The organism is Accumulibacter sp. (assembly GCF_029255285.1).
GTDB lineage: Bacteria > Pseudomonadota > Gammaproteobacteria > Burkholderiales > Rhodocyclaceae > Accumulibacter.
Genome location: NZ_JAPUVI010000110.1, coordinates 14617 through 38611, shown reverse-complemented (window position 1 = coordinate 38611; position 23995 = coordinate 14617). Strand labels below are relative to the sequence as shown.

Genomic DNA, 23995 nt, shown 5'->3' with positions numbered 1-23995 from the left:
CGCCAGCTACGGCCGCGACGATGATTCTTCCCCCGTCGACACTCGGCGTGCTGGGCGGTGGCCAGCTGGGCCGCTTCTTCGTCGCCGCGGCGCACGAGATGGGCTATGCGGTCTGGGTTCTCGACCCCGACCCGCACAGCCCTGCCGCGCGGGTCGCGGACCGTCACCTGATCGCCGCCTACGACGACTACGCGGCTCTCGACGAACTGGCGCAGGGCTGTGCCGCAGTGACCACCGAGTTCGAGAACGTACCGGCCGGCACGCTCGACTACCTCGACAAGTTCGTCGTCGTGCGTCCGTCGGCGGCGGCGGTCAGCGTCTGTCAGAACCGCATCGCCGAAAAGAATTTTTTGCGCGAGCATGGTCTGCCACACGCCGATTTCGCCGCCATACCGAACGAGGCGTCGCTGCGTGCGGCGAGTTCCCGGCTTTTCCCGGGTATCCTCAAGGTTGCCCGTTTCGGCTACGACGGCCGTGGACAAGCCGTGGTCGCCGGACCCGCCGAAGCGATTACCGCTTTCCAGCAGTTCAAGGGGGAGATCTGCATTGTCGAGCAAAAGCTGCCGCTCGACGGTGAACTGTCGATAGTCCTGGCGCGTGACGAAAGCGGCCGGATCGCCAGCTTTCCGACCATCGAGAACAGCCATCGCAAGGGCATTCTCGACGTCTCGCTGGTCCCGGCACGGGCGGCGACCCGATTGCGTCGGCGCGCCGCCGAACTGGCGGCGACGATCGCCGAGCGCCTGGACTACATCGGTACTCTGGCGGTCGAGTTTTTCGTCGTCGACGGCGACCTGGTGATCAACGAAATGGCACCGCGCCCGCACAACAGCGGCCACTACACGCTCGACGCCTGCCTCAGCAGCCAGTTCGAACAGCAGGTACGCGCCCTTTGCGGCCTGCCGCTCGGCGCGACGGACGCGCACTCGGCAGCCACCATGGTCAACCTGCTCGGCGACCTGTGGTACGAAAGCGCCGCCGCCGGCCAGCACTATCGCGAGCCCGACTGGTCGGCGCTGTATGCCGTCCCAGGCCTCAAACTGCATCTCTACGGCAAGCACCACGCCCGCCCCGGTCGCAAGATGGGGCACTTCACGGTGCTCGCCGTCGATCTGCAACGGGCACGGGAACTCGCGCTGGCGGCCCGCACGGCGATCGGCATCACCGATGCTTCCTGACCAAGCTGACCTCGATCGGGCGGTCGCCTTGCTGCAAGCTGGGGAACTGGTCGCTTTCCCGACCGAGACGGTCTACGGCCTTGGCGCGGACGCCGCCAACCCGGCCGCCGTGAGCAAGATTTTCGCTGCCAAGGGCCGGCCGCCAGATCACCCGCTGATCGTTCATCTGGCGTGCGACGGTGGCCTCGAACAGTGGGCGCGCGACGTCCCCAACAACGCCTGGGAACTGGCCGAGGCCTTCTGGCCTGGTCCGCTGACCCTGATCCTCAAACGTTCCGACGCCGTGCCGGACGCCGTCACCGGCGGTCAGGACAGCGTCGGCTTGCGCGTGCCGGCCCACCCGCTGGCGCTCGCCTTGCTGCGCGCCTACGCGCTAGCTGGCGGTGGCGTCGCGGGCCTCTGCGGCGTCGCCGCACCATCGGCCAATCGCTTCGGCCGCATCAGCCCGACCGAAGCGGGGCACGTACGCGATGAACTCGGCGCGGCCGTGCCACTGATCCTCGACGGCGGCCGCTGTGAGGTCGGCATCGAATCGACGATTCTCGATCTGACGCCGGGCGCTGGCCGGCCGCCGCGTCTCCTGCGCCCGGGACGGGTGACGCCGGAGCAGATCGGCTCGGTCATCGGCGTGCTGCCCGAAATCGTCCCGCGGCGGATGAACGACGGCGCACCACGGGCTTCCGGGTCGCTTGCCGCGCACTATGCACCAGCCACGCCGATGCGCTTGGTGACGACCGCCCGCCTGCCCGAGGTCGTCGCCAGCCTGCGCCAGACCGGCCGCCGGTGTGCGGTGCTCTGCCACGTCCGGTTCTCGGACGACGTCGAGGCCGCGCACGCCTGGCGCCGTCTGCCGGCCGAAGCACGCGGCTACGGCCGGTCGCTCTACGCCGCCCTGCGCGAACTGGATCAGACGGCAGCCGACCTGATCGTCGTTCAGGAGACGCCGGACACGCCGGCCTGGGCCGCGGTCACCGACCGCCTGCGCCGAGCCGCCACCGGCAGCGGTGGTGGCTCGTCGACCGCCTGATTTCCCGCCTGCCGGGAAAAAGTCACCGGAGTGCGTCGATGAGCGCGCCATCGCCGGTCGGCGTCTGATAATCTCGCACGTCTGCTTCGTTCCGTTCCACTGTCTGCGAGGCCCTGCCGATGCCCCCTGCCCTGCTCGCCCATGTCCTGATCAGCGTGCTGCTGAGTCTTTCGCTGCCCCTCGCCGCACAGGAGTTTACGCCGACGAGAAACAACGAACATCGCGTCGCCCTGGTCATCGGCAACTCCGCCTACCTGCAGTCGCCGCTCAAGAACCCGGTGAACGACGCGCGCGCAATGCGCGACAAATTGAAAAAGATGGAGTTCGACGTGGTGATGCGGGAGAACCTCAAGGCACGCGACATCGGCGGCGCGCTGCGGGAATTCCGCAGCAAGCTCCGTCCTGGCTCGGTCGCGCTGTTCTTCTACGCCGGCCACGGCCTGCAGATTCGCGGCGAGAACTACCTGCCTGCGGTCGACGCGGAAATTTCCAGCGAGGAGGACGTTCCGCACCAGAGCCTGAACGTCAATACCGTTCTCAACACGATGGAGGACTCGAAGGCAGGAGTCAATCTCGTGCTGCTCGATGCCTGCCGCAACAACCCGTTCACGCGCAGCTTCCGCTCGGGCGCCGGTGCCGGCCTGGCCCGCATCCAGGCGCCAAGCGGTACGCTGATCCACTACGCGACGCGGCCGGGCAGCGTCGCCGAGGACGGCGACGGCATCAACGGCACCTACACCGCCGCACTGCTGGCTCAGATAGACGAAAAAGGCGTGCCCATCGAACAGGCGCTCAAGCGCGTCACGGTGCGCGTCAAGAATGCCACCAAGGGCAAGCAGGAACCGTGGATGGAAGGCAGCCTGACGGGCGACTTCTATTTCGTCATTCACGGCCCGACCCAGATCACCATCCAGCAGGCGCCGGCCGACGCCGACGCCGCGGCCTGGCAGGCCGCGGAAGCGGCCAACACCGCGGCAGCCTATCAAGCCTATCTCAACGAGTATCCGAAAGGCCTTTACGCGGCCGCGGCGCGCGTCAAACTGGCCAGCCTGACACCGCAGGGCCAGGCCGCGCCAGTACCGGCCGTGCCGGCGCCGCGTGTGAAAAGCGAAGCGGCAGCGGAAGATCGGGACACGCTAATGTGGCAACAGGTGCAGGCGGCAGGCAGCCAGGAGTATTACGAAACCTATCTCAAGGAATTCCCGCGCGGCAAGTATGCGGCGCTGGCGCGCACCGAACTGAAGCGACTGGCGGCACAGGAGAAGGAACAGCAAGCGCAGGCCGAACGACAGGCCTGGGAGAAAGCGCAGCAACTGAACACTGACGAGTCCTACCAGAGCTACCTCGCCGCCTACCCGCGGGGGAGCTTTGCCGGCCTCGCGCAGGCCGCCCAGAAGAAGCTTCGCAAGGAGGCGGCGGCGAGCACCGCCGGCCAGAGCCGGACAGCGATGCGCGAGCCGCCGCGGCCGGCCGACGACCGCAAGACCACGCCCGAGCGACCGGAAAAGAAAAAGCAGGACGAACTTCGTCAGGCCGCAATCTACGAGTTGAGCCTGGCACGCATCTCGGCGGGGGACTATGCGATGGGCGCGGCGAGCGATGACGTGAGCGACAATCCCGAAGCCGACGACGCCGCCCGTCCGCAGCACAACGTGCGCGTCGGAAATTTCGAACTTGCCTATTACGAGGTCACTGTCGGTCAGTTCCGCAAGTTTGTCGACGCCACCGCCTACCTGACCGAGGCCGAGCGTCCCGGCCGCAGTCCGGGCTGCCACGTCGCCCGGCAAGGCGGCGAGTTTGCTGTCGAGCGCAGCGCCAACTGGCGTGCACCGGGTTTTGCCCAGACCGACAGCCATCCGGTCGTCTGCGTCAGTTGGCACGACGCGCAGGCGTACATCGCCTGGCTCAACGGCGGCAGCGCGGGCTACCGGCTGCCGAGCGAAGCCGAGTGGGAGTATGCGGCACGGGCCGGTACCGTCACGCCACGCCCGTGGAGCGACACCGGCAACTTCTTCGCCCGCATGTTCCAGTCCGGCAAGGGCTCCGACCCGGAGCAGCCACCGAGCCGAAGTTGTCGCTACGCCAACGTCGCCGACGAGTCGCTGAAGAAAGCTCTCGCCTGGCCGGTGACCCACAACTGCAGCGATGCCCAAGCCTATAGCAGCGCGGGCGGCTACTTCGGCCGCAACGGTTTCAGCCTCTACGACATGATAGGCAACGTCAGCGAATGGACACAGGACTGCTGGAATCCCAACCATACGGGTGCGCCGAGCGACGGCAAGGCACGCCTGAGCGGCGATTGCGCGCAGCGCGTGATGCGTGGCGGGAGCTGGAGCAGCGGCCCGGTCTACGTCCGCTCGGCGGCGCGACAGAAGGGCGCAGCCTCGTACCGCGCCACCGATCTCGGTTTTCGGCTGGCCAAGACCTCGCCCTGACGGCCTGACGCTCAGAACAGATCGATCTGCCGGTCCGTTCGCGGCGGCCGGAAGAGATCGCAGCGCAGTTCGCGCGTCGCCTCGCTGAAGCCCAGCCGACGCTTGGCCAGCGCGAAACGCCTGGCCAGCAGATCGGCCAAGGGACCGCAGCCGGTCATCCGGCTGCCGAAGCGCGGGTCGTTGTCGCGACCGCCGCGCATGTCGCGCAATGCGCTGAACACGCGCTCGCGCTTGAGCGGATGATGCTCTTGCAGCCAGGCGGCGAAGAGTGCGCGCACTTCATGCGGCAAGCGGAGGACGATGAAGGCGGCCGTCGTCGCACCGGCGCGACGCGCTGCGGCAAGTACCGCCTCCAACTCGTGGTCGTTCAGAAACGGGATCAGCGGTGCGACCAGGACACCGGTCGGCACCCCGGCGGCGGCCAGCCGACGGATCGTTTCGATGCGCCGCGCTGGCGCCGCGGCCCGTGGCTCGAGCCGGCGCGCCAGATCGTGATCGAGCTGCGGCACGGAAATCAGGACGCGCGCCAGCCCTAGCGCCGCGGCCGGCGCGATGAGGTCGATGTCGCGCTCGACCAGCGCGCCCTTGGTGGTGATGGTGAACGGGTGTCGGCACTCGCTCAGCAGATCGACGACCGATCGCGTAATACGCCGTTCGCGCTCGACCGGTTGATAGGGATCGGTGTTCGCGCCCAGCGCGATCGGCTGGCAGCGGTAGGATCGGGCGGCCAGTTCGGCGCGCAACAGGTCAGCGGCATTCGTCTTGGCAAAGAGGCGGCTCTCGAAGTCGATGCCGGGCGACAGGTTGAGGTAGGCGTGCGTCGGCCGTGCGTAGCAGTACACGCAGCCGTGCTCGCAACCCTGGTAAGGGTTGATCGACTGCGTGAAGGGAAGGTCGGGCGAATCGTTGTGCGAGATGATCGAGCGCGCGGCCTGTTCGACAACGACGGTCGGCAGTGCACTTGGCGCTTCGGCGGCACTCGAGCCGTCGTCTAGCGCCTCGCTGGCACGTCGCTCGAAGCGGCCGGCGGGGTTGAAGGTCGCGCCGCGGCCACGCCGCGGGCCGCTTCGCTCGCGCACGCTCATTTCGCGCCTTGCCGACCGAAACGATAGGTCCACAGCAGGTCGAACCCGTTGTCGGTACCGGCGCGACCGACCAGCGAAAGATTCCGGCTCAGGTCGACGGTCAGCTTGACGACGCTGCCGGTAGCGCTCAGCGACTGGTCGTAGCTGAGTACGACGTTCGACGACAAGCGCTTGCCGACGCTGACGATCTGATCGGTCGTCGAGTCTTTGCTGGCAAAGCCCGAGGTGCTGGCGACGCGGCTCGTCTGCCAGCGGCCACTACCGTCGAGCGTGCCCGTGCGCAGCCCGAACTCGTCGATTCCCAGACTGCGCTGGATGGCTTTCAGCGGTCCGCCGTCCTGACCGCCGAGAATCGTCTCGGCCGCCGCCATCAACACCGAGGCATCCTTGCCGCCCTGCTGCTCCGGACCCTGGCCGAGAACCAGCCAGGACAGCTTCTCGGCATCCGGCACCTCGGGGTCGGAGACCAGCCGAATGACCGGCCGCTTGGCCGTTCCGCCCACCTCGACGCCGGCCTCGACCGGCAGATTGCGGCGCATGGCCCGGATGTTGAGCCCCGGATTGTCGATCAGCCCCTGGAAATTGACGATGCCGCGCTCGATATCGAGTTGCTGACCATAGGCGTCGAAACGACCGTCGCGCGTCCGGATCGTGCCGATGGCCCGCGGCGGCCCGCTACCCTGCGAGCGCAGGTCGATCGCGCCGACCAGACGGCTCTCGACGCCGGCTCCCCGGAAGTGGAAGTGGCGACCCAGATCGGCGTTCAGATTTACCGACAGCAGGCGTGCCGGCACCGAAGGCCGGTTCGCCTCGCGTCCCTGTCGTTTGATCACGACGTCTTCCGAGAGCCGTGGTGTCCCGGCTTTGGCCAATTCCCAGTAGGCGGCGTCGAGTCTGACCTTACCGCTGACGTCCAGCGTTTGCTCGCCGAGCTTCAACTGCGCCTCGCCGGAAACCAGCATCCACTGGTCGGCGCGCTGCGCGACGCCCACACGGTCGGCCTTGAGCGACAGAACGCCAGCCGCCTGCCCGGTACGTAGCTCGCCGCTCGCTTCGAGCCGCCCCGGCCGGCCGCTGAGGCGAGCCGCATCGAGCGCCGGGTCGAGGAGCAGGACGCGCGGCATCGCCTGCAGCTCGCTGTCGAAAACCAGTTGTTCGAGCACGAGGCGCAGATCGCCGGACGCTTCGCTACCTAGTCGCAGCAGCAGCTTGCCACGTTCCAGGCGCATTCCCTGGTCGAGCAGGCGGACGGCAAGTTGTTCGCCGCGCCATTCGCCGCTCAGGCGAGGCTGTGCCGGCGTGCCGTCGAGAGCAATATCGCCAGCCAGCCGACCGCCGAGTTGCCAACCGTCGCCGACCAGCGGTCCGGCCCAGGCAAGATCGGGCGCGTTCAGCTTGAGCCGCCCGCGCCAGGGCGCCAGTCGGTCGATCGGGGCGCTGCGCGAAGCGCCGGCCGAAAGATCGGCGTCCAGCTCGCCGAGCCGCTTGCCGCGCAGTCGCAGCCGTCCCTCGACACGCCCGGCGTTCGTCTGCAGGCTCAGGCTGCCTTCTTCGAGGCCCAGTGGCCAAGCGCCGATGACTAGATCGCCGCCCGCCCGCGACAAGCGCAGGCGCCCAGCCGGCCAAGCGCTACGTCCCGCCGGCAGCGCACCGGTCGACCGCTCGGCCCGACCGTCGCCGCCGATTTCCCAGTCGCCGTCTAGGCGCAGAGGATCGCCGTTGGCCTGTGCGACAGGAGTTCCGAAGATCTCCGGAAACTCGTTCAGGGTGGCCGCCACCGGTAAGCCGCGCAAGCTGCCGGCACTCCGCCAGCGCTCGTCGGCATAAGCCAAGCGATCGAGTTGCAGGGACCAGTTGACTCCGGTGAACTGCGCCGGACCGACGCTGAAGCTGCCGGCCGCCGCGCGCAGTGGCGTCGCTGCCGCGAGTTGCAGAAACGGCCGTTGCCGATCGGTGACGGAAGAAAGCGTCAGTTCGCTGAGCTGACCCATCCAGGCCAGGGCGGCGGGGGGTGACGACCAGCCCCCTTCGAGCAGACAGCGAAGGTCGCGCTGGCCCGGCAGACCGAACTGGCCGCGCAGGCGATGCCGGCTGCGCACGCCGTCGGCATCGAGCGCGACGTCGCGCAGAAGCGCTGCTCCGCCCGCACCGTCCACCGCGGCGATACGCAGCTTTCCGGAAAGCGAACCGTGGCTGCCGTCGGCCAGTCGGGCTTCGAGATCGAGCCCGCGGATCTGTCCGAGCTTGGCCAGTGACAACCGTGTCGAGTGCAGCTCCGCCGACAACTCAGGCAGCGCGGCGCTGCCACCGAGAACGAGCCGACCGCCAAGGTCGCCGGTGATCCCGAGCGGGTCCAGCCTCGGTGCGGCGATCGAGACGTTGAGCAAATCGCCCGGCGCGCCGAAAGCACCGGTTGCGGAAAGCTGGTTGCCCGCCGCCGTCATTTCGACGTCGACCTTGCGCAAGCGCCTCCCGGCCAGATCGATCTCCCCGCGGCCGGCCAGCGATTCCTGGCCGAGACGACTGTCATGCAGTTGCCAGCGCAGTGCCAGGGCGAGCGGCGGCTGGCTCTGGCCGTGGGCGTCGAAGTCCGCGTTGAGGCGTGCGGCCGGCAGCCTGGCAAAGCGGCTCGGGTCGAAATCCTTCAAGCGGCCGCGCAGCGTGAAGCGGCCCGTCTCGACTCGCGCAAGCTCGGCGCTAATATCGAGCCGCGCGTCGCCAGCCGCCAGCTCGAGCGTCTCGACGGCGACGGTCGCCGGATCGAGAGCGACTTTGCCCCGCAGCGTGAAGCGTGGATCGCGCAGATCGACTTCGAGCTGTTGTCGATTGAGGCCCAGGGTGCCGCGCAGCGGGCCGGCCAGTTGCGTGCGCCGCAGTGCACCGTGCAGCGCGGCGGCGTCGAGCGCGCTCACCGCAACCCGCAGCGCCAGCTGCTCGGCGCGCCACTCGGCGCTACCGCGCAAGCGACCGCCACCGGACAGGCCGACCTCCAGGTCGTCCAGGCGCCATTGGCCGGCGCCGAGCCGCACAGCGGCGGACAAGGTTTCGACCGGCAGGCGTTGCCGATCAACGCCTCCCGGGCGCCGATTGACGACCGCCAAACGCCCGCTCAGATCGCTCCCCGCCGCCTGCCGCGGCGGCAGGTCGGCAAGCAGGTCGAGTTGCGCCTGGGGGGCACCTGCCACCCAGGCCGCCGGATCGATCCCGGAGATCTTCACCACCGCTTCGACGATCGGCTGCGGCGCGAGCGGACTGATGCGCGCCCTCAGTTCGCCGGCAAACGCATCGCTTTCTGCCGCGGCCAGTGGCCGTGCGCGGCCGGCGACGACGAAGTCGTCCAGCCGGCCGTCGGCGACGAGATCGAAAGCCAGCCGTCGTGCGGCGACTTCGCCCGTGATCGCCGCCTCGGCGGCCAGGGCGAAAGGCGGCTCAGCGGCCAGCGTGATTTCGCCCGCCACAGCCAAGCCGGCGACGCGCGCCCGCAGCTCATGCAGACGGTGCTGCCGGCCGTCGCTCGACAGGCGTCCGACCAGCGATTCGGCGATCGTTGCCGCCTGGCCGTCCGGCTGGTCATGCTCGCCCGCTTCGAAGCGTCCGAGAGTCAGTTGCTCGATTTCGAGTGGCCAACCGATCCGCAGACTCTCGGGAAGGCGCGGCGGAGCGCCGCTGGCCGCGGTCGCAAGGCGTGCGCTGGCCGCCGCCACACGACCGACGACGAGTCGCCCCTGCGGCAGCGCGGCCGGCTGCCAGTCGACGTGCAGTTCGCGCAACTGAAGGTCGAGCGTCGCATCGCGCCAATGGACGAGTTGCAGCGAAAACGAGCCCGCCAACGTCCCCGCCGGACCTTCCAGACGAAGCTGGCCGGCCGTCAGCCGCCCAAGCGCCGCGCAGGCGAAGCGCAAACCAGCCTCGCTCGCAAGCAGCCAGCCAGCGCCCAGCAAGGGCAAGACGAGGACCGCCAGCGCGACCAGCCACGGCCAAGGCCGACGCCGCACCGGCCGCGGCGCGGTCGTCTGCCGCAGCTCGCTGGCCGCACCTGGGTCTCGCTCCGGATCGCCGCTCAAAACGGTATCGCCAAGGAGAAGTCGAAGCGCAGCGTACCGTCGCGCTGACCATACGCGAGGTCGATGCCGAGCGGTCCGGCCGGGCTCTTCCAGCGCGCGCCGATGCCATAGCCGACGGCCAGGTTCATGGCCGACGGCTCATCGACCGCGTTGCCGGCGTCGACGAAGGCCGCCGCTCCCCAGGTCGAGTTGATCCAGTGCGTGTATTCGCCGCTCATCGTCACCAGATAGCGTCCGCCGACCGTAGCCGCACCCTCCTTGACGCCCAGGCTGAGATAGGGATAGCCGCGCACCGAGTTGCTGCCGCCGGCCCGAAACAGGAAGTCCTGCGGGATGCCCTGCGACGACGGCGCCAGGGTCGCCCCGAGTTCGCCGCGAAACAGCAGCGCATCGGTCGCCGAGAGCGGAATCCCCTGGCTGTAACGCAAATAGCCGCGCACGAAGTTCTGATCGGACAGCAGTTGTTTGCTGGCGCCGCCGACCTGCAACTGCAGCGACACCCCCTCGGCGGGGTCGAGCGGATCCTTGGCCCGCCGCCAAGTCCAGCCCACCATCGCGGTCAGCGCCCGATTGGTCGTCACTGGCGCCCCCTGCGGCGACTGCTCTTCGCGCTGCCAGTTGAGGCTCAGCCGTTGCTCGACGCTGCCGCGCTGCTGAACGCGAGTGGCGCCGACGGCGACCCGCTTGATGCCGAGTTTCTCGATGTCGGAATTCTCGACCGCCGTACCGACACCATCCCGCTGTTGCCGCTGGTCGATAGGGAAAAACACGTCGGCATAGGCCGTCTGGCGCAACTGCTCGAGACGGAGGCCAGTCTGCAGTTCCCAGGCGCGGCTCAGGAAGTCGCTGCTGCGATAGGCCGCCTCGACCCGTGCGCCGGTGTTGCTACTGTAGCCAGCGCCGAGAGACACCTGGTAAGGAGCGCGCTCGCGCAGTTGCACGCGCACCGGGGCCGTCACCCAGCCGTCGCCGGTCGACAACGCCGCGCCATCGTCGTCGCCGCGCTCGAGCGTCACGACGACGGAGGAAAAGTAGGGCGTACTCTGCAGGCTGGCCTGAAAGGCCAGCAGATGCTCTTCGCGATAGGCCTCGCCGGGCTTGACCCGGTGATTGTAGCGCTCGACCAGTTGCGGCGAGTAACGCTGCAGGCCGCTGATTCGCAGTTCGCCGAAACGGTAGCGCGGACCGCTGTCGGCCATCACCCGCAAGTCGACGCGCTGTGCCTCGACATCGACTTCGGCCCGCGTCTCGCGCAAGCGGGCGCCCGCAAAGTCGACCGCCAGCATGTCGGCCAGCAGCGACTGCTTGGCGTCGTCCCACGCGGCCTGCCGGAAGGCTTGACCGGTCTTCAGCTTCCAGCCTCGCTGCAGCGACTCGCGACGCTCCGCGTCCAGCGGACCGTCGATCTCGACAAGGACATGACCGATCCGCGAGCGCGGGCCCGGATCGACCTCGAGTCGCAATTCTTCGCCATCCCGGCGGAGGACCACGGTGGGAGAAAAGTAACCCTCGGTGGCAAGCAGATCACCCACTTCACGCGGCATTCGCCGCTCGAACGCCGCCTGCGCCGTCGCGTCGGGAAGATCGGTGAGGTCGAGGTGCTCGCTCAGCAGTTCGCGCACATCGGCCGGCGCGAACAACTGCGGAATGGCCGCGGCGGCGGGCAGAGCGAGCAGCAGGGCGGCGATGGCGAGAGGTTTGTGCATTGGTTTATCGGCTGCCCGGGCGACTGACGGCGAATCCTGGCGCTCCCCGGTCGCCGCTGACGGCAGCGGCGGGCAGCATAGGATAACGCTATTTGCCCCAGCGATCCGCCGGATCGCCGTCAGCACGCCGGGTTTCAAGCCTATAATTGCCGACTTTTTTCGAGGCTGTCCATGTGGTTCAGGAATCTCTATCTCTACCGGCTGCCGAAAGACTGGGCCATCGGCGCGCCCGACCTTGAGGAATGCCTCGCCCGCTTGACGCTGCCGGGCTGCCAGGCCACCGAAGCGCGCAGCGTCGGCTGGGTGGCGCCACGCGACGGTGGCCCACTGCTCCATGCGGTCAACCAGAAGTGGCTGCTCGCCCTTGGCGTCGAGGAAAAACTGCTGCCCGCCTCGATCGTCAAGCGCTTCGTCAGCGACAAGGCAAAGGCCATCGAGGAAGCCGAGGGACGCCGTGTCGGCCGCAAGGAGAGGCGCGAAATCCAGGACGAGATGACTATCGAACTGCTGCCGCGCGCCTTCATCCGCCGGCGAACGACTTTCGCCTGGATCGACCGGATCAACGGCTGGCTGGTCATCGACTCGGCTTCGCCCGCCAAAGCCGAGGAGTTCGTCGAGCACCTGCGCAAATCGCTCGACGCCCTGCCGGCCAAGGTGCTCAAGGTGACGCAATCGCCTTCCGCGGCGATGACCGTCTGGCTAGCCGACGGTGAAGCCCCGGTCGGCTTCACGCTCGACCAGGATCTCGAACTGCGTTCGGCCGAGAAAGCCACCGTACGTTACGTCAAACACGCGCTCGACGGCGATGAGATTCGCCAACACGTTGCCGCCGGCAAGGTCGTTACGCGTCTGGCGATGACCTGGAACGATCGCATTTCGTTTCTCCTCGATGACAATCTGCAGATCAAGCGACTGGCTTTTCTCGACCTTCTCAAGGAACAGGCCGATGGCCAGTCGGAAAACGAAGACGAACGCTTCGACATCGACTTCACGCTGATGGCCGGCGAAGTTGCGCAGCTGCTCGACGATCTGCTGGCAGCACTGGGCGGTGAGCCGCGCTAGCCAGCTTGCCCGGAGGCTGGCCGCCCGAATTGGGGGCCGGCGTGCGTTCCCGCGCACGCCCGGAGGACTGGCGCCGGTCGAACTCCGTCGGGGTAACGCCAGCGCCACCCATCACCCCAAGAACCAATGGCAAGACTGGATTTGCCATTAAGCTTGCGCCATACTGAGTGACTTGATAGTCGCTGCAACGTGAAGAACAATGGTCCACTGTCCGAAAATCTTGTGTCGCCATGTCTCGCGCTCGAGGATTTGTCGCGCGGCGATATCCTGAGAAGACCTCGTTCCCTTTGCCTATGTGTTCTATTTGTTCGACGCCGTGGGAGGTAACACAACCCGCGGCGCGGCCAGCCTCTCCAAGAAATCCCTCAGCAGGAGCCGTCATGACGACTAGCCCATCATCGTTCGCCGCCGCACCGCGCGCTCTCCGTTACATCGCCACTGGTCTCGCCGCGGCGGCGCTGGTGATCACCACAGCCTGCGAAAAGCCCAAAGCCGGCCCGCCAGCCGCCGCCGTCGTCGAGGTCGTTGGAGTAGCACAGCGTGACGTGCCAATCTACATGGAATGGATCGGCTCGCTCGACGGCAATGTGAACGCCGTCATCCGCCCGCAGGTCACCGGCTACCTGATCAAGCAGAACTACCGTGAAGGCGACCTGGTGAAAAAGGGCCAGCCGCTGTTCGAAATCGACCCGCGAACTTTCGAAGCCGCTGTCGACGAAGCGAAGGGAGTGCGTGCGCAACAGGCCGCGCGCTACGAAACCACGCGCGCCAATCTGGCCCGCATCAGGCCGCTGGCGGCAATGAACGCAGTCAGTCAGAAAGACCTCGACGACGCCACCGGTGCCGACCTTTCGGCCAAGGCCGCGCTCGAAGCGGCCGAAGCGTCCTTGCGGACGGCAAAACTGAATCTGGGTTTCACCAAGATCACTTCGCCGGTGACCGGCATTGCCGGCATCGCCAAAGCACAGATCGGCGACCTCCTCAGCCCGGGCATGGCGAGCGAACTGACGACCGTGTCGACCGTCGACCCGATCAAGGTCTATTTCAACATCAGCGAACGTGAATACCTCAAGGTGACCGGCGAAAAGAACGCCAACAGCAAACAGGTGCCGCTCGATCTGATCCTCGTTGATGGATCGTTCTACCCTCACCCCGGAAAGTTCCTCCTGCTCAACCGGCAGGTTGACTCGAGCACGGGGACGTTCAAGGCGGCGGCGCTGTTCGCCAATCCGGACAATCTGTTGCGACCCGGCCAGTACGGCAAGATCCGGGCCACGATGTCGGTCGACAAGGGTGCCCTGCTGGTGCCGCAGCGCGCCGTCACGGAAGTCCAGGGCAAGTACCTGGTAGCGGTCGTGGGGGCGGACAACAAGGTGGACATCCGCCCGGTGAGCGTCGGTGAGCGCGTCGGCACGGAGTGGATCATCAGCAAGGGGCTGCAGCCCGGCGAGCAGGTGATCGCCGAGGGAACGCAGAAGGTCCGCCCGGGGATGACCGTCACGGCGAAGCCCTTCGCCGAAGCGCCGGCCGCTGCCAGCCCGGCCAAGCCGGCCTCGCCGACCACGGCGAGCAAGGGGTAAGCGGCCATGTCCAAGTTCTTCATCAATCGGCCGATCGTCGCCATGGTCATCTCTATTCTGATGACCATCATCGGCCTGATCGCCATGTCGGGGCTGCCGATCGCGCAGTTCCCGAACATCGTTCCCCCCGAGATCAAGGTCAACAGCACTTACACCGGAGCCGACGCGCTGACCGTCGAGCAAGCGGTGGCGACACCGATCGAACAGCAGATGTCGGGCGTCGACAACATGAACTACATGTTCTCGATAAACGCCAACAATGGCCAGTCGACGCTGACCGTGAACTTCGACATCGCGACCGACGCCAACACCGACCAGCTTCTCGCGCAGATGCGTGAGGGACAGGCCGAATCGCAACTCCCCTCGGACGTGCGCAACTACGGGGTGACGGTCCAGAAGTCGACCTCTTCGCCGCTCATCATGTTCGCGCTCTATTCGCCGAATGGTACCTACGACAACATCTTCCTCGCCAACTACGCGTACATCAACATCAACGACCAGATGACGCGCGTCAAGGGGATCGCCAGCGTCACCGTGTTCGGCGCCGGCCAGTACGCGATGCGTCTGTGGGTCAGACCGGACCAGTTGGCCAAGCTGAACATCACCATTCCGGAGATCATCAACGCCGTCAACGCCCAGAACACGGTCAATCCGGCAGGCACCATCGGTGCCGAACCGGTGCCGCCGGGCCAGGAGTTCACCTACGCGGTGCGTGCTCAGGGCCGACTGCAGAGTACCGAGGAGTTCGGCAAAGTCGTCCTGCGCGCCAACGCGGACGGTTCGATCGTTCGAGTCAGCGACGTCGCCCGCATCGAGCTCGGCGCCCAGACCTACAACATGCAAGGCAGGCTCAACGGCAAACCGGCGGCACTGGTGGCGCTCTACCAGATGCCGGGCGCCAACGCCCTGCAGGCCGCCAACGGTGCCAAAGCGCTGATGGCCAAAATCAAGGAGAGCTTCCCGCCCGACCTCGACTATGTCGTCGCTCTCGACACGACGCTCTCGGTCACCGAGGGAATCAAGGAGATCCAGCACACGCTGATCGAAGCGCTGGTGCTGGTGATGATCGTCGTCTTCGTCTTCCTGCAAGGCTGGCGCGCGACGCTGATTCCCTTGCTGGCCGTCCCCGTGTCGCTCGTCGGCACCTTCATGCTCTTTCCGATGTTCGGCTTTTCGATCAATACCCTGTCGCTGTTCGGTTTGGTACTGGCGATCGGCCTCGTGGTCGACGATGCGATCGTCGTCGTCGAAGCGGTCGAGCACCACATCGAACACGGCATGTCGGCCAAGGACGCCACGCTGCGCGCGATGGAGGAAGTCACCGGACCGGTGATTGCCATCGCCGTCATCCTGGCGGCGGTTTTCGTTCCCACCGCCTTCATTCCTGGAATCACAGGTCAGCTCTACCAGCAGTTCGCGGTGACCATTGCCATCTCGGTGATCATTTCGGCGTTCAACGCGCTCACCCTGAGCCCGGCCCTGTGCGCGCTGCTGCTGCGACCGAAGGTCAAGGGAAGCGGCCCGCTGCAGAAGTTCTACGACTGGTTCAACGGCGTTTTTGGCCGGATCACCGGCGGCTACGTCGGCATCTGCCGCATCGCCATCCGGCGCAGCGTACTCAGCCTCTTCTTCCTCGTCGCGCTCACCGCGGCCGCCGGGCTCTTCGGCAAGATCGTCCCCGTCGGCTTCCTCCCCGACGAGGATCAGGGCTACGTCTATGCCGGAATCCAACTTCCCGACGGCGCTTCGCTGCAGCGCACGGCGGAAATTGCCCGCCAGGCTGAAGAACTGATCATGAAGGTGCCGGGCGTCAAATACACCACGACGATCATCGGCTACAACATGCTGAGCCAGGTCCAGAACACCTACAGCGCCTTCTTCTTCATCACGCTCGAAGATTGGGCCGAGCGCAAGAAGCCCGAGGAACAGTACGCGGCAATCAAGTCCGAACTGACGCACAAGCTCGGCGGCATCAGCGGTGCCATCGGCTTCTCGTTCCCGCCGCCGGCGATTCCGGGGGTCGGCGTGTCGGGCGGCGCCACCTTCATTCTCGAGGATCGCGCCGGCAAAGACATCGCCTTCCTGGCCGAACACACGACCAAGTTCATCGAGGCCGCACGCAAACGTCCTGAACTCGCGGGCCTGTCGACCACCTTCCGGCCGACCGTGCCGCAACTTTTCATCGACGTCGACCAGGACAAGGTTCTCAAGCAAGGCGTCAACCTGAACGACGTGTACAAGACCTTGCAGAGCTTCCTGGGCAGCGGCTTCATCAACTACTTCAACCGCTTTGGACGGCAATGGCAGGTGTACGTGCAAGCCGAAGGCGACTACCGGACCAATATCGAGAACGTCGGACAGTTCTACGTGCGCAACAACAAAGGCGAAGCGGTACCGCTGTCGGCCCTGACTTCGGTGCGCAACATCTCGGGTCCGGAGTTCACGATGCGCTACAACCTCTACCGCAGCGCGCAGATCAATGCGTCGGCGGCACCCGGCTACAGTTCGGCGCAGGTCATGCGCGCGCTCGAAGAGGTCTTCGCGGAAACGATGCCCAGCGAGATGGGTTACGACTATCTGGGCATGTCCTACCAGGAGCAGAAGGCGCAACAAGGTGTGTCGCCGATGGTCATCTTTGCCTTCTCGCTGCTCTGCGTGTTTCTCATCCTGGCGGCTCAGTACGAGAGCTGGTCGCTGCCGTTCTCCGTTCTCCTGGGCACTCCGATCGCCGTTGCCGGCGCCTTCGCCGCCCTGCTCCTGCGGAGCGAGGAGAACAACGTCTATGCGCAGATCGGCCTCGTGATGCTGATTGGCCTGGCGGCCAAGAACGCCATCCTGATCGTCGAATTCGCCAAGATGGAGTACGAAAAAGGCGAGTTGTCGCTCGTCGAAGCGACGCTCAAGGGCGCCCAATTGCGCCTGCGACCGATCTTGATGACCTCGTTCGCTTTCATCCTTGGCTGCGTACCGCTGGCGATTGCCAGCGGCGCCGGCGCCATTTCGCGCCAGGTCATGGGTAGTGCGGTGATCGGCGGCATGCTGGCGGCGACCTGTCTGGCCATCTTCATGATCCCGGTGACTTTCTACGTCGTCGAGAAACTCAGCCACAAGGGAGAGACCGGTGTGCGCGGTAAGCATCAGGTCGACAGGAACGATGGCAAACTGCCCGCGACGCCGGAAAATCCTGCTGACAAGGAGGGCGCCAGCCATGCGTAAGCCCCTGCTCGTCGCACTGCTGGCTTTGCTGGCCAGCGGCTGCATGGTCGGACCCGACTACGTCCGTCCGTCGGTAGACACGCCAGCGGCTTGGCGCCTCACTGAACAGGACGCCCGTGATCTCGCCAATACGGCCTGGTGGGAGCAATTTGGCGACCCGGTGCTGGACGATCTGGTGGCGACCGCGCTGCGCGAAAACAAGGATCTGAAGATCGCCGCGGCGCGCATCGAGGAATTCGCCGGCAACTACGGCTTCGTCCGCGCCGGCCTGTTCCCACAGATCGGAGTCGGTTACGAGGTCAGTCGGCAGCGGAGCACGCTGCCGGGCGGCGCCGAGCCATCGACCTACAACAGCTATCAGGCGGTCTTGAATGCGAGTTGGGAGATCGACCTCTGGGGCCGCCTCCGCCGCCAGACCGAGGCGGCGCGGGCGCAACTGTTGGCCAGTGAGGAAGGACGACGGGCCGTCATCCTGTCTCTGGTCGGCAGCGTCGCCGGCGCCTACGTCAACCTGCGCGATCTCGATCGCCAGTTGGAGATTGCCAGGGCGACGGCGAAGAGCCGTGGCGAGTCCTACGAGATTTTCAAGCTGCGCTTCGAGGGCGGCGTCATCTCGCTACTCGAGCTGAGCCAGAACCGATCCCAGTACGAAGAAGCGCTGGCCAGCATCCCGCCGCTGGAAAAGGCCATCGTGCAGCAGGAAAATGGCCTTAGCGTTCTGCTCGGCCGCAACCCCGGCCCGATCGTCCGCGGCAAGGATATCGACCAGTTGGCACTGCCAGCCATTCCCGCCGGCCTGCCATCGGACCTGCTCGAGCGCCGGCCCGACATCCGGCGCGCCGAGCAGAGCCTGATTGCCGCCAATGCACTGATCGGCGCGGCCAAGGCAGCGTACTTTCCGAGCATCTCGCTGACCGGGCTTTTCGGTTTCGCCAGCACCAGCCTGAGCAAGCTTTTCGACAGCCAGTCGAAGGTGTGGCAGTACGGCGCACCGATCAGCATGCCAATTTTCACCGCCGGCGCGATTGCCGGACAGGTGCAGGCGGCCGAGGCGTCGCAACAGCAAGCGCTGTTGGCCTACCAGAAGGCGATCCAGGAAGCCTTCCGCGAAGTCAACGACGCTCTCGTCAACCAGGACCGGACCCGCGAACAACTCAAGGCGCAGAAACGTCAGGTTGCGGCGCTCCAGCAGTACGCCGGCACCGCCCGGCTGCGCTACGAGAACGGCTACACGAGCTATATCGAAGTCCTCGACGCCGAGCGCAGCTTGTTCAATGTCCAGCTTCAGTACACGCAGACGCAACAGGCGCAGTTGCAGGCGATGATCAATCTCTACCTGGCGATGGGTGGCGGCTGGGTGAGCGAAGCAGAAAAAGTCGCCAGCGCGGGCTCTGCGCAGTGACGCTTCGACCACGTCGCCGAGCGCCCGCAGTTTGCTCGCTGGCCTGGCGACCGCTCATCTGCCGCGGCGATAGGGTCCGCAGACATCTTGAAAGGAGTCAACGATGGGCAAGAAAAGCAAGGCAACACGAAAGGCCGCAGCGGAGACGATGATCAATCCGGACATGCCGTCCGAGTCGACTACGAGCGAAGCAACTGAGGCGACAGAGCCCGCCGTCGCGGTGGAGAAAAAGATCTCCAACCGGGCCTACCTCAAGGAACTCGAAAAACTCGAGGCCGAACTGGTCCACCTCCAGACATGGGTGGTCAAGCAGGGACTCAAGGTAGTCATCGTCTTTGAAGGCCGCGACGGTGCCGGCAAGGGCGGCACGATCAAGGCCATCACCGGCCGCGTCAGCCCGCGCGTATTCCGCGTCGTCGCGCTGCCGGCGCCGACCGAGCGCGAGAAGACCCAAATGTACGCCCAACGCTACCTGCCACACATGCCAGCGGCTGGCGAGGTGGTGATCTTCGACCGTAGCTGGTACAACCGCGCTGGCGTCGAACGCGTCATGGGTTTCGCCACCGAGGAGCAGGTCGAGGGTTTCCTGAGGATGGCGCCGTTGTTCGAAAAGCTTCTGGTCGGCAAGAGCAACAACATCATCCTGCTCAAGTACTGGCTCGAAGTCGACATGGACGAACAGACGCGCCGGCTCGAAGCGCGCATCACCGACCCTCGCAAGCAGTGGAAACTCTCGCCGATGGATCTCAAGTCCTACAGCCGCTGGTACGACTACTCGCGCGCGCGCGACGACATGTTCCGAGAAACCGATACCGAGTGGGCGCCGTGGTTCGTCGCGCGTTCCAACGACAAAAAGCGCGTCCGCCTGAACATCATCAAGCACATCCTGAGCAGCATTCCCTACGAAGTCGTCAAGCCACCGAAGATCACCCTGCCCAAACGGCAGAAACCGGGCGACTATCGGGAACCGAAGTTGCCGCTCAAGTACGTGCCCGAGGTTTACTGAGTCACCGGTAGCGCAAGGTGTACCTGGCGGCCGCGCGCTCGACTAGGTCGTAGCGGCCGCCCCACTGGCCACCACTCCTACTCCTGCGGCGCCGCCGTCCAGAAACTCGTCGACCACGTCGGCGACCGTGATCCGGCGGCCGAAATAGCCGATGCTTTCCTCCAGCCCTTCGGCCCGCAGGATATCGCGCACCGCAGCGTGTGCCGCCACCAAGCGCAGGCGAATACCGGCGGCCGCGAGTTCATCGTGCAGCTTGCCGAGCATTCGCGCGCCGGCCAGATCGACCATGGGCGACGCAGACAAGTCACAGACCGCCAACTGAAGCGGCCCGCTGGTCGAGCGGATGGCTTGCCAAACCGAGTCGCGCACGTGCTCGACGTTGAAGTAGAGCAGCGACGCCTCAACACGGAAAAGCAACGCGCCGGTGACCGACTCGTTGTCCGGGTTGCGCTCCCTGTCGGAAAACGTCCGGCTACCCGGGATACGACCGAGAATGGCGACATGCGGGTGCGCCGCGCGGCGTATCAGCAACAGCATCGAGACGAGCACGGCGACCATGACGCCTTTCAGGATGCCGAGCAGCAGCACGCCGGCAAAAGCCACCATCGAGACGCCGAACTCGAAACGACTGACCCGCCAGACGTGCCGCAGTTCACGGATATTGATCAAACCCTTGACGGCCACCAGAACGATGGCGGCAAGGACGACGTTCGGCAGGTTGTAAAGCATTCCCGTCAGGTACATCAGACAGACACCGATCGTCAGCGAGGCGAAGACCAGCGCAAGCGGTGTCTTGGCACCCGCCTTGTCGTTCACCGAGGATTGCGACAGACCACCGGCCACCGGGTAGGCCTGGAAGAAGGCCGCGCCCAGATTCGCCGCACCCAATCCAAGCAACTCCTGGCGCGCGTCGATTTCATAGCCTCGCGCCTGCGCCAGGCTGCGTGCTGCCGAAACCCCTTCGACGTAGGCCAGCAACACGCAAGCGAAAGCCAATGGGATGACTCCATCGACGTCGCGCAGCCGCAAGCTTGGCAGACGAAAATCGGGCAAGCCCTGCGGCAAGGCGCCGACGACCTTGAAGCCGAGTTCGGCGAGTGGCGTCACCGACAACACGATGATAGCCACCACCACCACGAACAGTGCCACCGGGCGGCCGGGCAGGAACCTTTCCCCGAGCAGCAGGACAGCGAGCGCGGCCAGCCCGAAAGCGAGCACGGCGAGGTTGGTATCCGGGATCTGGCCAGCGAGAATGACGATCCGTTCGAAGAAATGCTCGCCACCGCCGGGAACCCCGAACAGCTTGGGAAGCTGGGTCATGCCAATGGTCAGCGCGGCACCGGCCTTGAAGCCGAGCAGGATGGTCTCGCTGATGAAGTTGACCAGCGAACTCAAGCGCAACAGCCAGGCCAACAGACACATGGCGGCCATGACCACGGCCGTCAGTGACGCGATATCGGCCCAGCGCTCGGGATCGCCCTGCGCCATGCCGGCCAAGGTGACGCCCACGAGCATCGAGATCGCCGAAGTGGGACCGATCGCCAACTGGCGTGACGAGCCGAACAGCGCGTAGAAGAAACCGCCAACCAGATAACAGTAGATGCCGTACTGCGCTGGCAGACCGGCCAGCGAGGCGTAAGCGAGCGACACCGGAATGCCGTAGGCCGCGAGAGTGACACCGGCCACCGCGTCATTCGCCAGCCACTGTGGCCGATACGCCGCAAGCCACTGGGCCGGAGGAAAAAGCGCCCGCCACCCGGCGACCGGCGCCTCGCACCGCAGCGCACTGGCCGACCGTGCTTCCTCAGTGTCAGATTCTCTATTCATGGCCCTTTCTCCAGCCGCGCAGAAAGTTGGCACTCACCAAGCGGCGTGACGCAAACGCTCGCTAGGAAACCGTCCCTAGCATTGTAGTCAACCCGGCGCCGGGCTGCCGTTGCCACTTCGCCCGGCGTGCTGCCAGATCGACCGCAGGCGTCTTCCCCCTGACGAGTGTTTGGAGCAACATGAAACGGACACATCACTTGCCAAAAACCCCGACAAGTGACTCGCTCCCTGATTTTCGACTCGCACCTTTGCCTTGGCCGACGCGAGCCGCTAAACTGCCAAGAATGCTTCCCCGACGCACTGCGCCCCAGCCCGCCGATGGCCTGACACCTTTCCTGCCCAGCCCCGATCAGGTCGTCGCCGCAACGCGTCGCTGGCTCGAACGTGCCGTGATCGGCCTCGAGCTCTGTCCTTTCGCCAGGAGCGTGCATGCCAAGGGTCGGATACGCTACGTCGTCAGCCCGGCAGACGACGACGAGGCCCTGCTGGCCGACCTCGAGCGCGAGCTTCAGACTTTGCTGGCGAGCATCCCGGAAGACATCGAGACGACGCTGCTGATCCACCCCCGAGTGCTCAACGACTTCGCCGACTTCACGCGCTTTCTCGATCTCACCGACGTCGTGCTGCGTCTCCATCGGCTCGAGGGCATCGTCCAGGTCGCCAGCTTCCACCCGGACTATGTGTTTGCCGGCACAGCGGCGGACGATGTGACCAACTGCAGCAACCGGTCGCCCTTCCCGACGCTGCATCTGCTGCGCGAGGCGAGCGTCGAGCGGGCGGCGGCGGCTTTCCCAGAAGCCGCGACGATCTACGAGCGCAACCTGCAGACACTGCGCGAACTGGGCCACGCCGGGTGGCGCGCGCTCGACCTTGGCGTACCGACCGGGAGTCGCTGAGCTGACGATGAGTGGTGGACTGGAACAGATCAAATTGCGCGAGGAGGAGATCGAGTTCGTCGCGATTCGCGCCCAGGGCGCCGGTGGCCAGAACGTGAACAAGGTGTCGAATGCGATTCACCTGCGCTTCGACAGCGCCGCTTCGTCGCTGCCCGCCGAAGTCAAAGAGGGCCTGCGGCAACTGCGCGACCAGCGGATCGGCGCCGATGGCGTGGTGGTCATCAAGGCGCAGGCACACCGCAGCCTTGAGCGTAACCGGATCGATGCGCTGACCCGTCTGCGCGAACTGATCGCCCGCGCCGCTTTCCGGGCACCGCCACGCCGGCCGACACGGCCGAGCCGCGCTTCGCAGACTCGGCGCGTGGACCGCAAAGTCAGGCGGGGGGCCGTCAAGCTGCTGCGCGCCAAAGTCCACCACGAGCCTTGAGGGAGGAGAAAATCCGATGCTGATCGATGTGTGCCGCACCGCGGCTGTCGCCTGATGGCACCGAGCGACGTTCTCGGTTTCTGGTTCGGTGAGTTGGCGTCCGCCCAGTGGTGGTCGGCAAACGACGACCTCGACCGGCGGATCGCCGCGCGTTTTGCCGCCGTTCACGCCGCAGCGCTGCGTGGCGAGCTATACGCCTGGCGCCATGCGGCCGATGGCCGGCTGGCTGAGGTCATCGTCCTCGACCAGTTTTCGCGCCACATCTACCGGGGCCAGGCAACCGCCTTCGCTGCCGACGGCATGGCTTTGGTCCTTGCCCAAGAGGCCGTCGCCGCCGGTGCCGACCGATCACTCCCCGCCGACCGTCGGGCTTTTCTCTACATGCCCTACATGCACAGCGAGTCGGCCGCCATCCAGGCGCTGGCCGTCGCGCTGTTCGCCACGCCGGGGATGGAAGGCAATCTCGACTTCGCGTTGCGGCATCGGGCGATCATCGAGCGCTTCGGCCGTTATCCGCACCGCAACGCCATCCTGGGTCGTGTGTCGACGCCGGCCGAGATCGAATTTCTGAAGCTGCCGGGATCGGCGTTCTAGCGCCGGAAGAGGAAAAAACATGGCTTACCAGCAGCTTTTCGACGTTCACAGTCGTGGCCGCGGGACGCTCGAGATCACCCGCGAAGTGGCGCAGATCGTCCGCGCGGCCGGCATCGCGACCGGCCTGGCCAACGTCTTCGTCCAGCACACCAGTTGCTCGGTGGTGCTGACCGAGAATGCCGATCCGTCGGTGCGCCGCGACCTCGAGACGCTGGCCGCGCGCTGGGCGCCCGACGGCGACGCCGCCTATCGGCACGACAGCGAGGGGGACGACGACATGGCGGCGCACGGGCGCAACATCGTCGCCGGAGCCTCGGTGGTGGTGCCAGTCGGCGGCGGCGAACTGTGCCTTGGCACCTGGCAAGGAATCTATCTTTGGGAGCATCGGACGCATCCGCAGCGGCGCCGGATCGTCGTCACCGTCGTCGGCTGAAGGGCCGCGGCAGCCGCGTTGTTGCAGGCTCGGCTCATGGGCTGGCCGGAAAGGGAG

16 protein-coding genes are annotated in these 23995 nt (G+C 66.1%); 12 read left to right on the top strand and 4 right to left on the bottom strand.

Annotated elements, in window-relative coordinates; all coding sequences use genetic code 11:
- Positions 1-20: 20 nt before the first annotated feature.
- The 3 genes from Q1M07_RS17865 to Q1M07_RS17855 all read left to right on the top strand — a co-directional run bounded on the left by Q1M07_RS17865 (position 21) and on the right by Q1M07_RS17855 (position 4640).
- Positions 21-1178: a 5-(carboxyamino)imidazole ribonucleotide synthase gene (locus Q1M07_RS17865; protein WP_300456260.1), complete on the top strand. Its 1158-nt coding sequence runs from the start codon at positions 21-23 to the stop codon at positions 1176-1178.
- Positions 1168-2205 (top strand): L-threonylcarbamoyladenylate synthase, encoded by a 1038-nt coding sequence (locus Q1M07_RS17860; RefSeq protein WP_300456257.1) that lies wholly within the window; start codon positions 1168-1170, stop codon positions 2203-2205. Before Q1M07_RS17865 ends, Q1M07_RS17860 begins: the two co-directional genes overlap by 11 nt.
- 119 nt (positions 2206-2324) lie before the next feature.
- A complete protein-coding gene (locus tag Q1M07_RS17855; protein ID WP_300456254.1) occupies positions 2325-4640 on the top strand; it encodes an SUMF1/EgtB/PvdO family nonheme iron enzyme in 2316 nt (771 codons plus the stop codon).
- Positions 4641-4651: 11 nt separating this feature from the next.
- On the opposite strand, the gene Q1M07_RS17850 is transcribed toward Q1M07_RS17855, so the two are convergent.
- The 3 genes from Q1M07_RS17850 to Q1M07_RS17840 are packed head-to-tail and all read right to left on the bottom strand — an operon-like array spanning position 4652 to position 11495.
- Positions 4652-5725, bottom strand: a complete 1074-nt coding sequence (locus Q1M07_RS17850; RefSeq protein WP_300456251.1) for a PA0069 family radical SAM protein — start codon at positions 5723-5725, stop codon at positions 4652-4654.
- Complete coding sequence (locus tag Q1M07_RS17845; RefSeq protein WP_300456248.1) at positions 5722-9789, bottom strand: translocation/assembly module TamB domain-containing protein; 4068 nt, start codon at positions 9787-9789, stop codon at positions 5722-5724. The genes Q1M07_RS17850 and Q1M07_RS17845 overlap by 4 nt, the downstream gene beginning before the upstream one ends.
- Positions 9786-11495: an autotransporter assembly complex family protein gene (locus tag Q1M07_RS17840; protein ID WP_300456245.1), complete on the bottom strand. Its 1710-nt coding sequence runs from the start codon at positions 11493-11495 to the stop codon at positions 9786-9788. Before Q1M07_RS17840 ends, Q1M07_RS17845 begins: the two co-directional genes overlap by 4 nt.
- Before the next feature lie 171 nt (positions 11496-11666).
- On the opposite strand from Q1M07_RS17840, the gene Q1M07_RS17835 reads away from it, so the two are divergent.
- The 5 genes from Q1M07_RS17835 (at position 11667) to ppk2 (ending at position 19761) form a co-directional block, all read left to right on the top strand.
- Positions 11667-12557 carry a recombination-associated protein RdgC gene (locus Q1M07_RS17835; RefSeq protein ID WP_300456241.1) on the top strand — a complete coding sequence of 297 codons (891 nt, stop codon included), beginning with the start codon at positions 11667-11669 and terminating at the stop codon, positions 12555-12557.
- A gap of 380 nt (positions 12558-12937) precedes the next feature.
- Entirely contained in the window at positions 12938-14137 is a 1200-nt protein-coding gene (locus Q1M07_RS17830; RefSeq protein WP_300456238.1) for an efflux RND transporter periplasmic adaptor subunit, read from the top strand.
- 6 nt (positions 14138-14143) lie between these two features.
- Positions 14144-17353, top strand: a complete 3210-nt coding sequence (locus Q1M07_RS17825) for a multidrug efflux RND transporter permease subunit (protein WP_300456236.1) — start codon at positions 14144-14146, stop codon at positions 17351-17353.
- Positions 17346-18755 carry an efflux transporter outer membrane subunit gene (locus Q1M07_RS17820; RefSeq protein ID WP_300456234.1) on the top strand — a complete coding sequence of 470 codons (1410 nt, stop codon included), beginning with the start codon at positions 17346-17348 and terminating at the stop codon, positions 18753-18755. The genes Q1M07_RS17825 and Q1M07_RS17820 overlap by 8 nt, the downstream gene beginning before the upstream one ends.
- A 103-nt stretch (positions 18756-18858) precedes the next feature.
- Complete coding sequence (gene ppk2, locus Q1M07_RS17815; protein WP_300456232.1) at positions 18859-19761, top strand: polyphosphate kinase 2; 903 nt, start codon at positions 18859-18861, stop codon at positions 19759-19761.
- Between the two features lie 42 nt (positions 19762-19803).
- Here ppk2 and Q1M07_RS17810 read toward each other — a convergent pair whose 3' ends face one another.
- A complete protein-coding gene (locus tag Q1M07_RS17810) occupies positions 19804-21588 on the bottom strand; it encodes a SulP family inorganic anion transporter (RefSeq protein ID WP_300456229.1) in 1785 nt (594 codons plus the stop codon).
- A 284-nt stretch (positions 21589-21872) separates the two neighbouring features.
- On the opposite strand from Q1M07_RS17810, the gene Q1M07_RS17805 reads away from it, so the two are divergent.
- The 4 genes from Q1M07_RS17805 to Q1M07_RS17790 are packed head-to-tail and all read left to right on the top strand — an operon-like array spanning position 21873 to position 23938.
- Entirely contained in the window at positions 21873-22484 is a 612-nt protein-coding gene (locus tag Q1M07_RS17805; protein ID WP_300456226.1) for a DUF1415 domain-containing protein, read from the top strand.
- A 7-nt stretch (positions 22485-22491) separates the two neighbouring features.
- Positions 22492-22911 (top strand): alternative ribosome rescue aminoacyl-tRNA hydrolase ArfB, encoded by a 420-nt coding sequence (gene arfB, locus Q1M07_RS17800; RefSeq protein WP_300456223.1) that lies wholly within the window; start codon positions 22492-22494, stop codon positions 22909-22911.
- A 54-nt stretch (positions 22912-22965) separates the two neighbouring features.
- Positions 22966-23505, top strand: coding sequence for a DUF924 family protein (locus Q1M07_RS17795; RefSeq protein ID WP_300456220.1), 540 nt, complete (start codon positions 22966-22968; stop codon positions 23503-23505).
- A gap of 19 nt (positions 23506-23524) precedes the next feature.
- Entirely contained in the window at positions 23525-23938 is a 414-nt protein-coding gene (locus Q1M07_RS17790; protein ID WP_300456217.1) for a secondary thiamine-phosphate synthase enzyme YjbQ, read from the top strand.
- The last annotated feature ends 57 nt before the right edge of the window (positions 23939-23995 follow it).

Bases quoted from the DNA above. Each gene is read 5' to 3' on its own strand.
- Q1M07_RS17865 (WP_300456260.1), top strand. From the start codon at position 21: ATGATTCTTCCCCCGTCGACACTCGGCGTGCTGGGCGGTGGCCAGCTG.
- Q1M07_RS17860 (WP_300456257.1), top strand. From the start codon at position 1,168: ATGCTTCCTGACCAAGCTGACCTCGATCGGGCGGTCGCCTTGCTGCAA.
- Q1M07_RS17855 (WP_300456254.1), top strand. From the start codon at position 2,325: ATGCCCCCTGCCCTGCTCGCCCATGTCCTGATCAGCGTGCTGCTGAGT.
- Q1M07_RS17850 (WP_300456251.1), bottom strand. From the start codon at position 5,725: ATGAGCGTGCGCGAGCGAAGCGGCCCGCGGCGTGGCCGCGGCGCGACC.
- Q1M07_RS17840 (WP_300456245.1), bottom strand. From the start codon at position 11,495: ATGCACAAACCTCTCGCCATCGCCGCCCTGCTGCTCGCTCTGCCCGCC.
- Q1M07_RS17835 (WP_300456241.1), top strand. From the start codon at position 11,667: ATGTGGTTCAGGAATCTCTATCTCTACCGGCTGCCGAAAGACTGGGCC.
- Q1M07_RS17830 (WP_300456238.1), top strand. From the start codon at position 12,938: ATGACGACTAGCCCATCATCGTTCGCCGCCGCACCGCGCGCTCTCCGT.
- Q1M07_RS17825 (WP_300456236.1), top strand. From the start codon at position 14,144: ATGTCCAAGTTCTTCATCAATCGGCCGATCGTCGCCATGGTCATCTCT.
- Q1M07_RS17820 (WP_300456234.1), top strand. From the start codon at position 17,346: ATGCGTAAGCCCCTGCTCGTCGCACTGCTGGCTTTGCTGGCCAGCGGC.
- ppk2 (WP_300456232.1), top strand. From the start codon at position 18,859: ATGGGCAAGAAAAGCAAGGCAACACGAAAGGCCGCAGCGGAGACGATG.
- Q1M07_RS17810 (WP_300456229.1), bottom strand. From the start codon at position 21,588: ATGAATAGAGAATCTGACACTGAGGAAGCACGGTCGGCCAGTGCGCTG.
- Q1M07_RS17805 (WP_300456226.1), top strand. From the start codon at position 21,873: ATGCTTCCCCGACGCACTGCGCCCCAGCCCGCCGATGGCCTGACACCT.
- arfB (WP_300456223.1), top strand. From the start codon at position 22,492: ATGAGTGGTGGACTGGAACAGATCAAATTGCGCGAGGAGGAGATCGAG.
- Q1M07_RS17795 (WP_300456220.1), top strand. From the start codon at position 22,966: ATGGCACCGAGCGACGTTCTCGGTTTCTGGTTCGGTGAGTTGGCGTCC.
- Q1M07_RS17790 (WP_300456217.1), top strand. From the start codon at position 23,525: ATGGCTTACCAGCAGCTTTTCGACGTTCACAGTCGTGGCCGCGGGACG.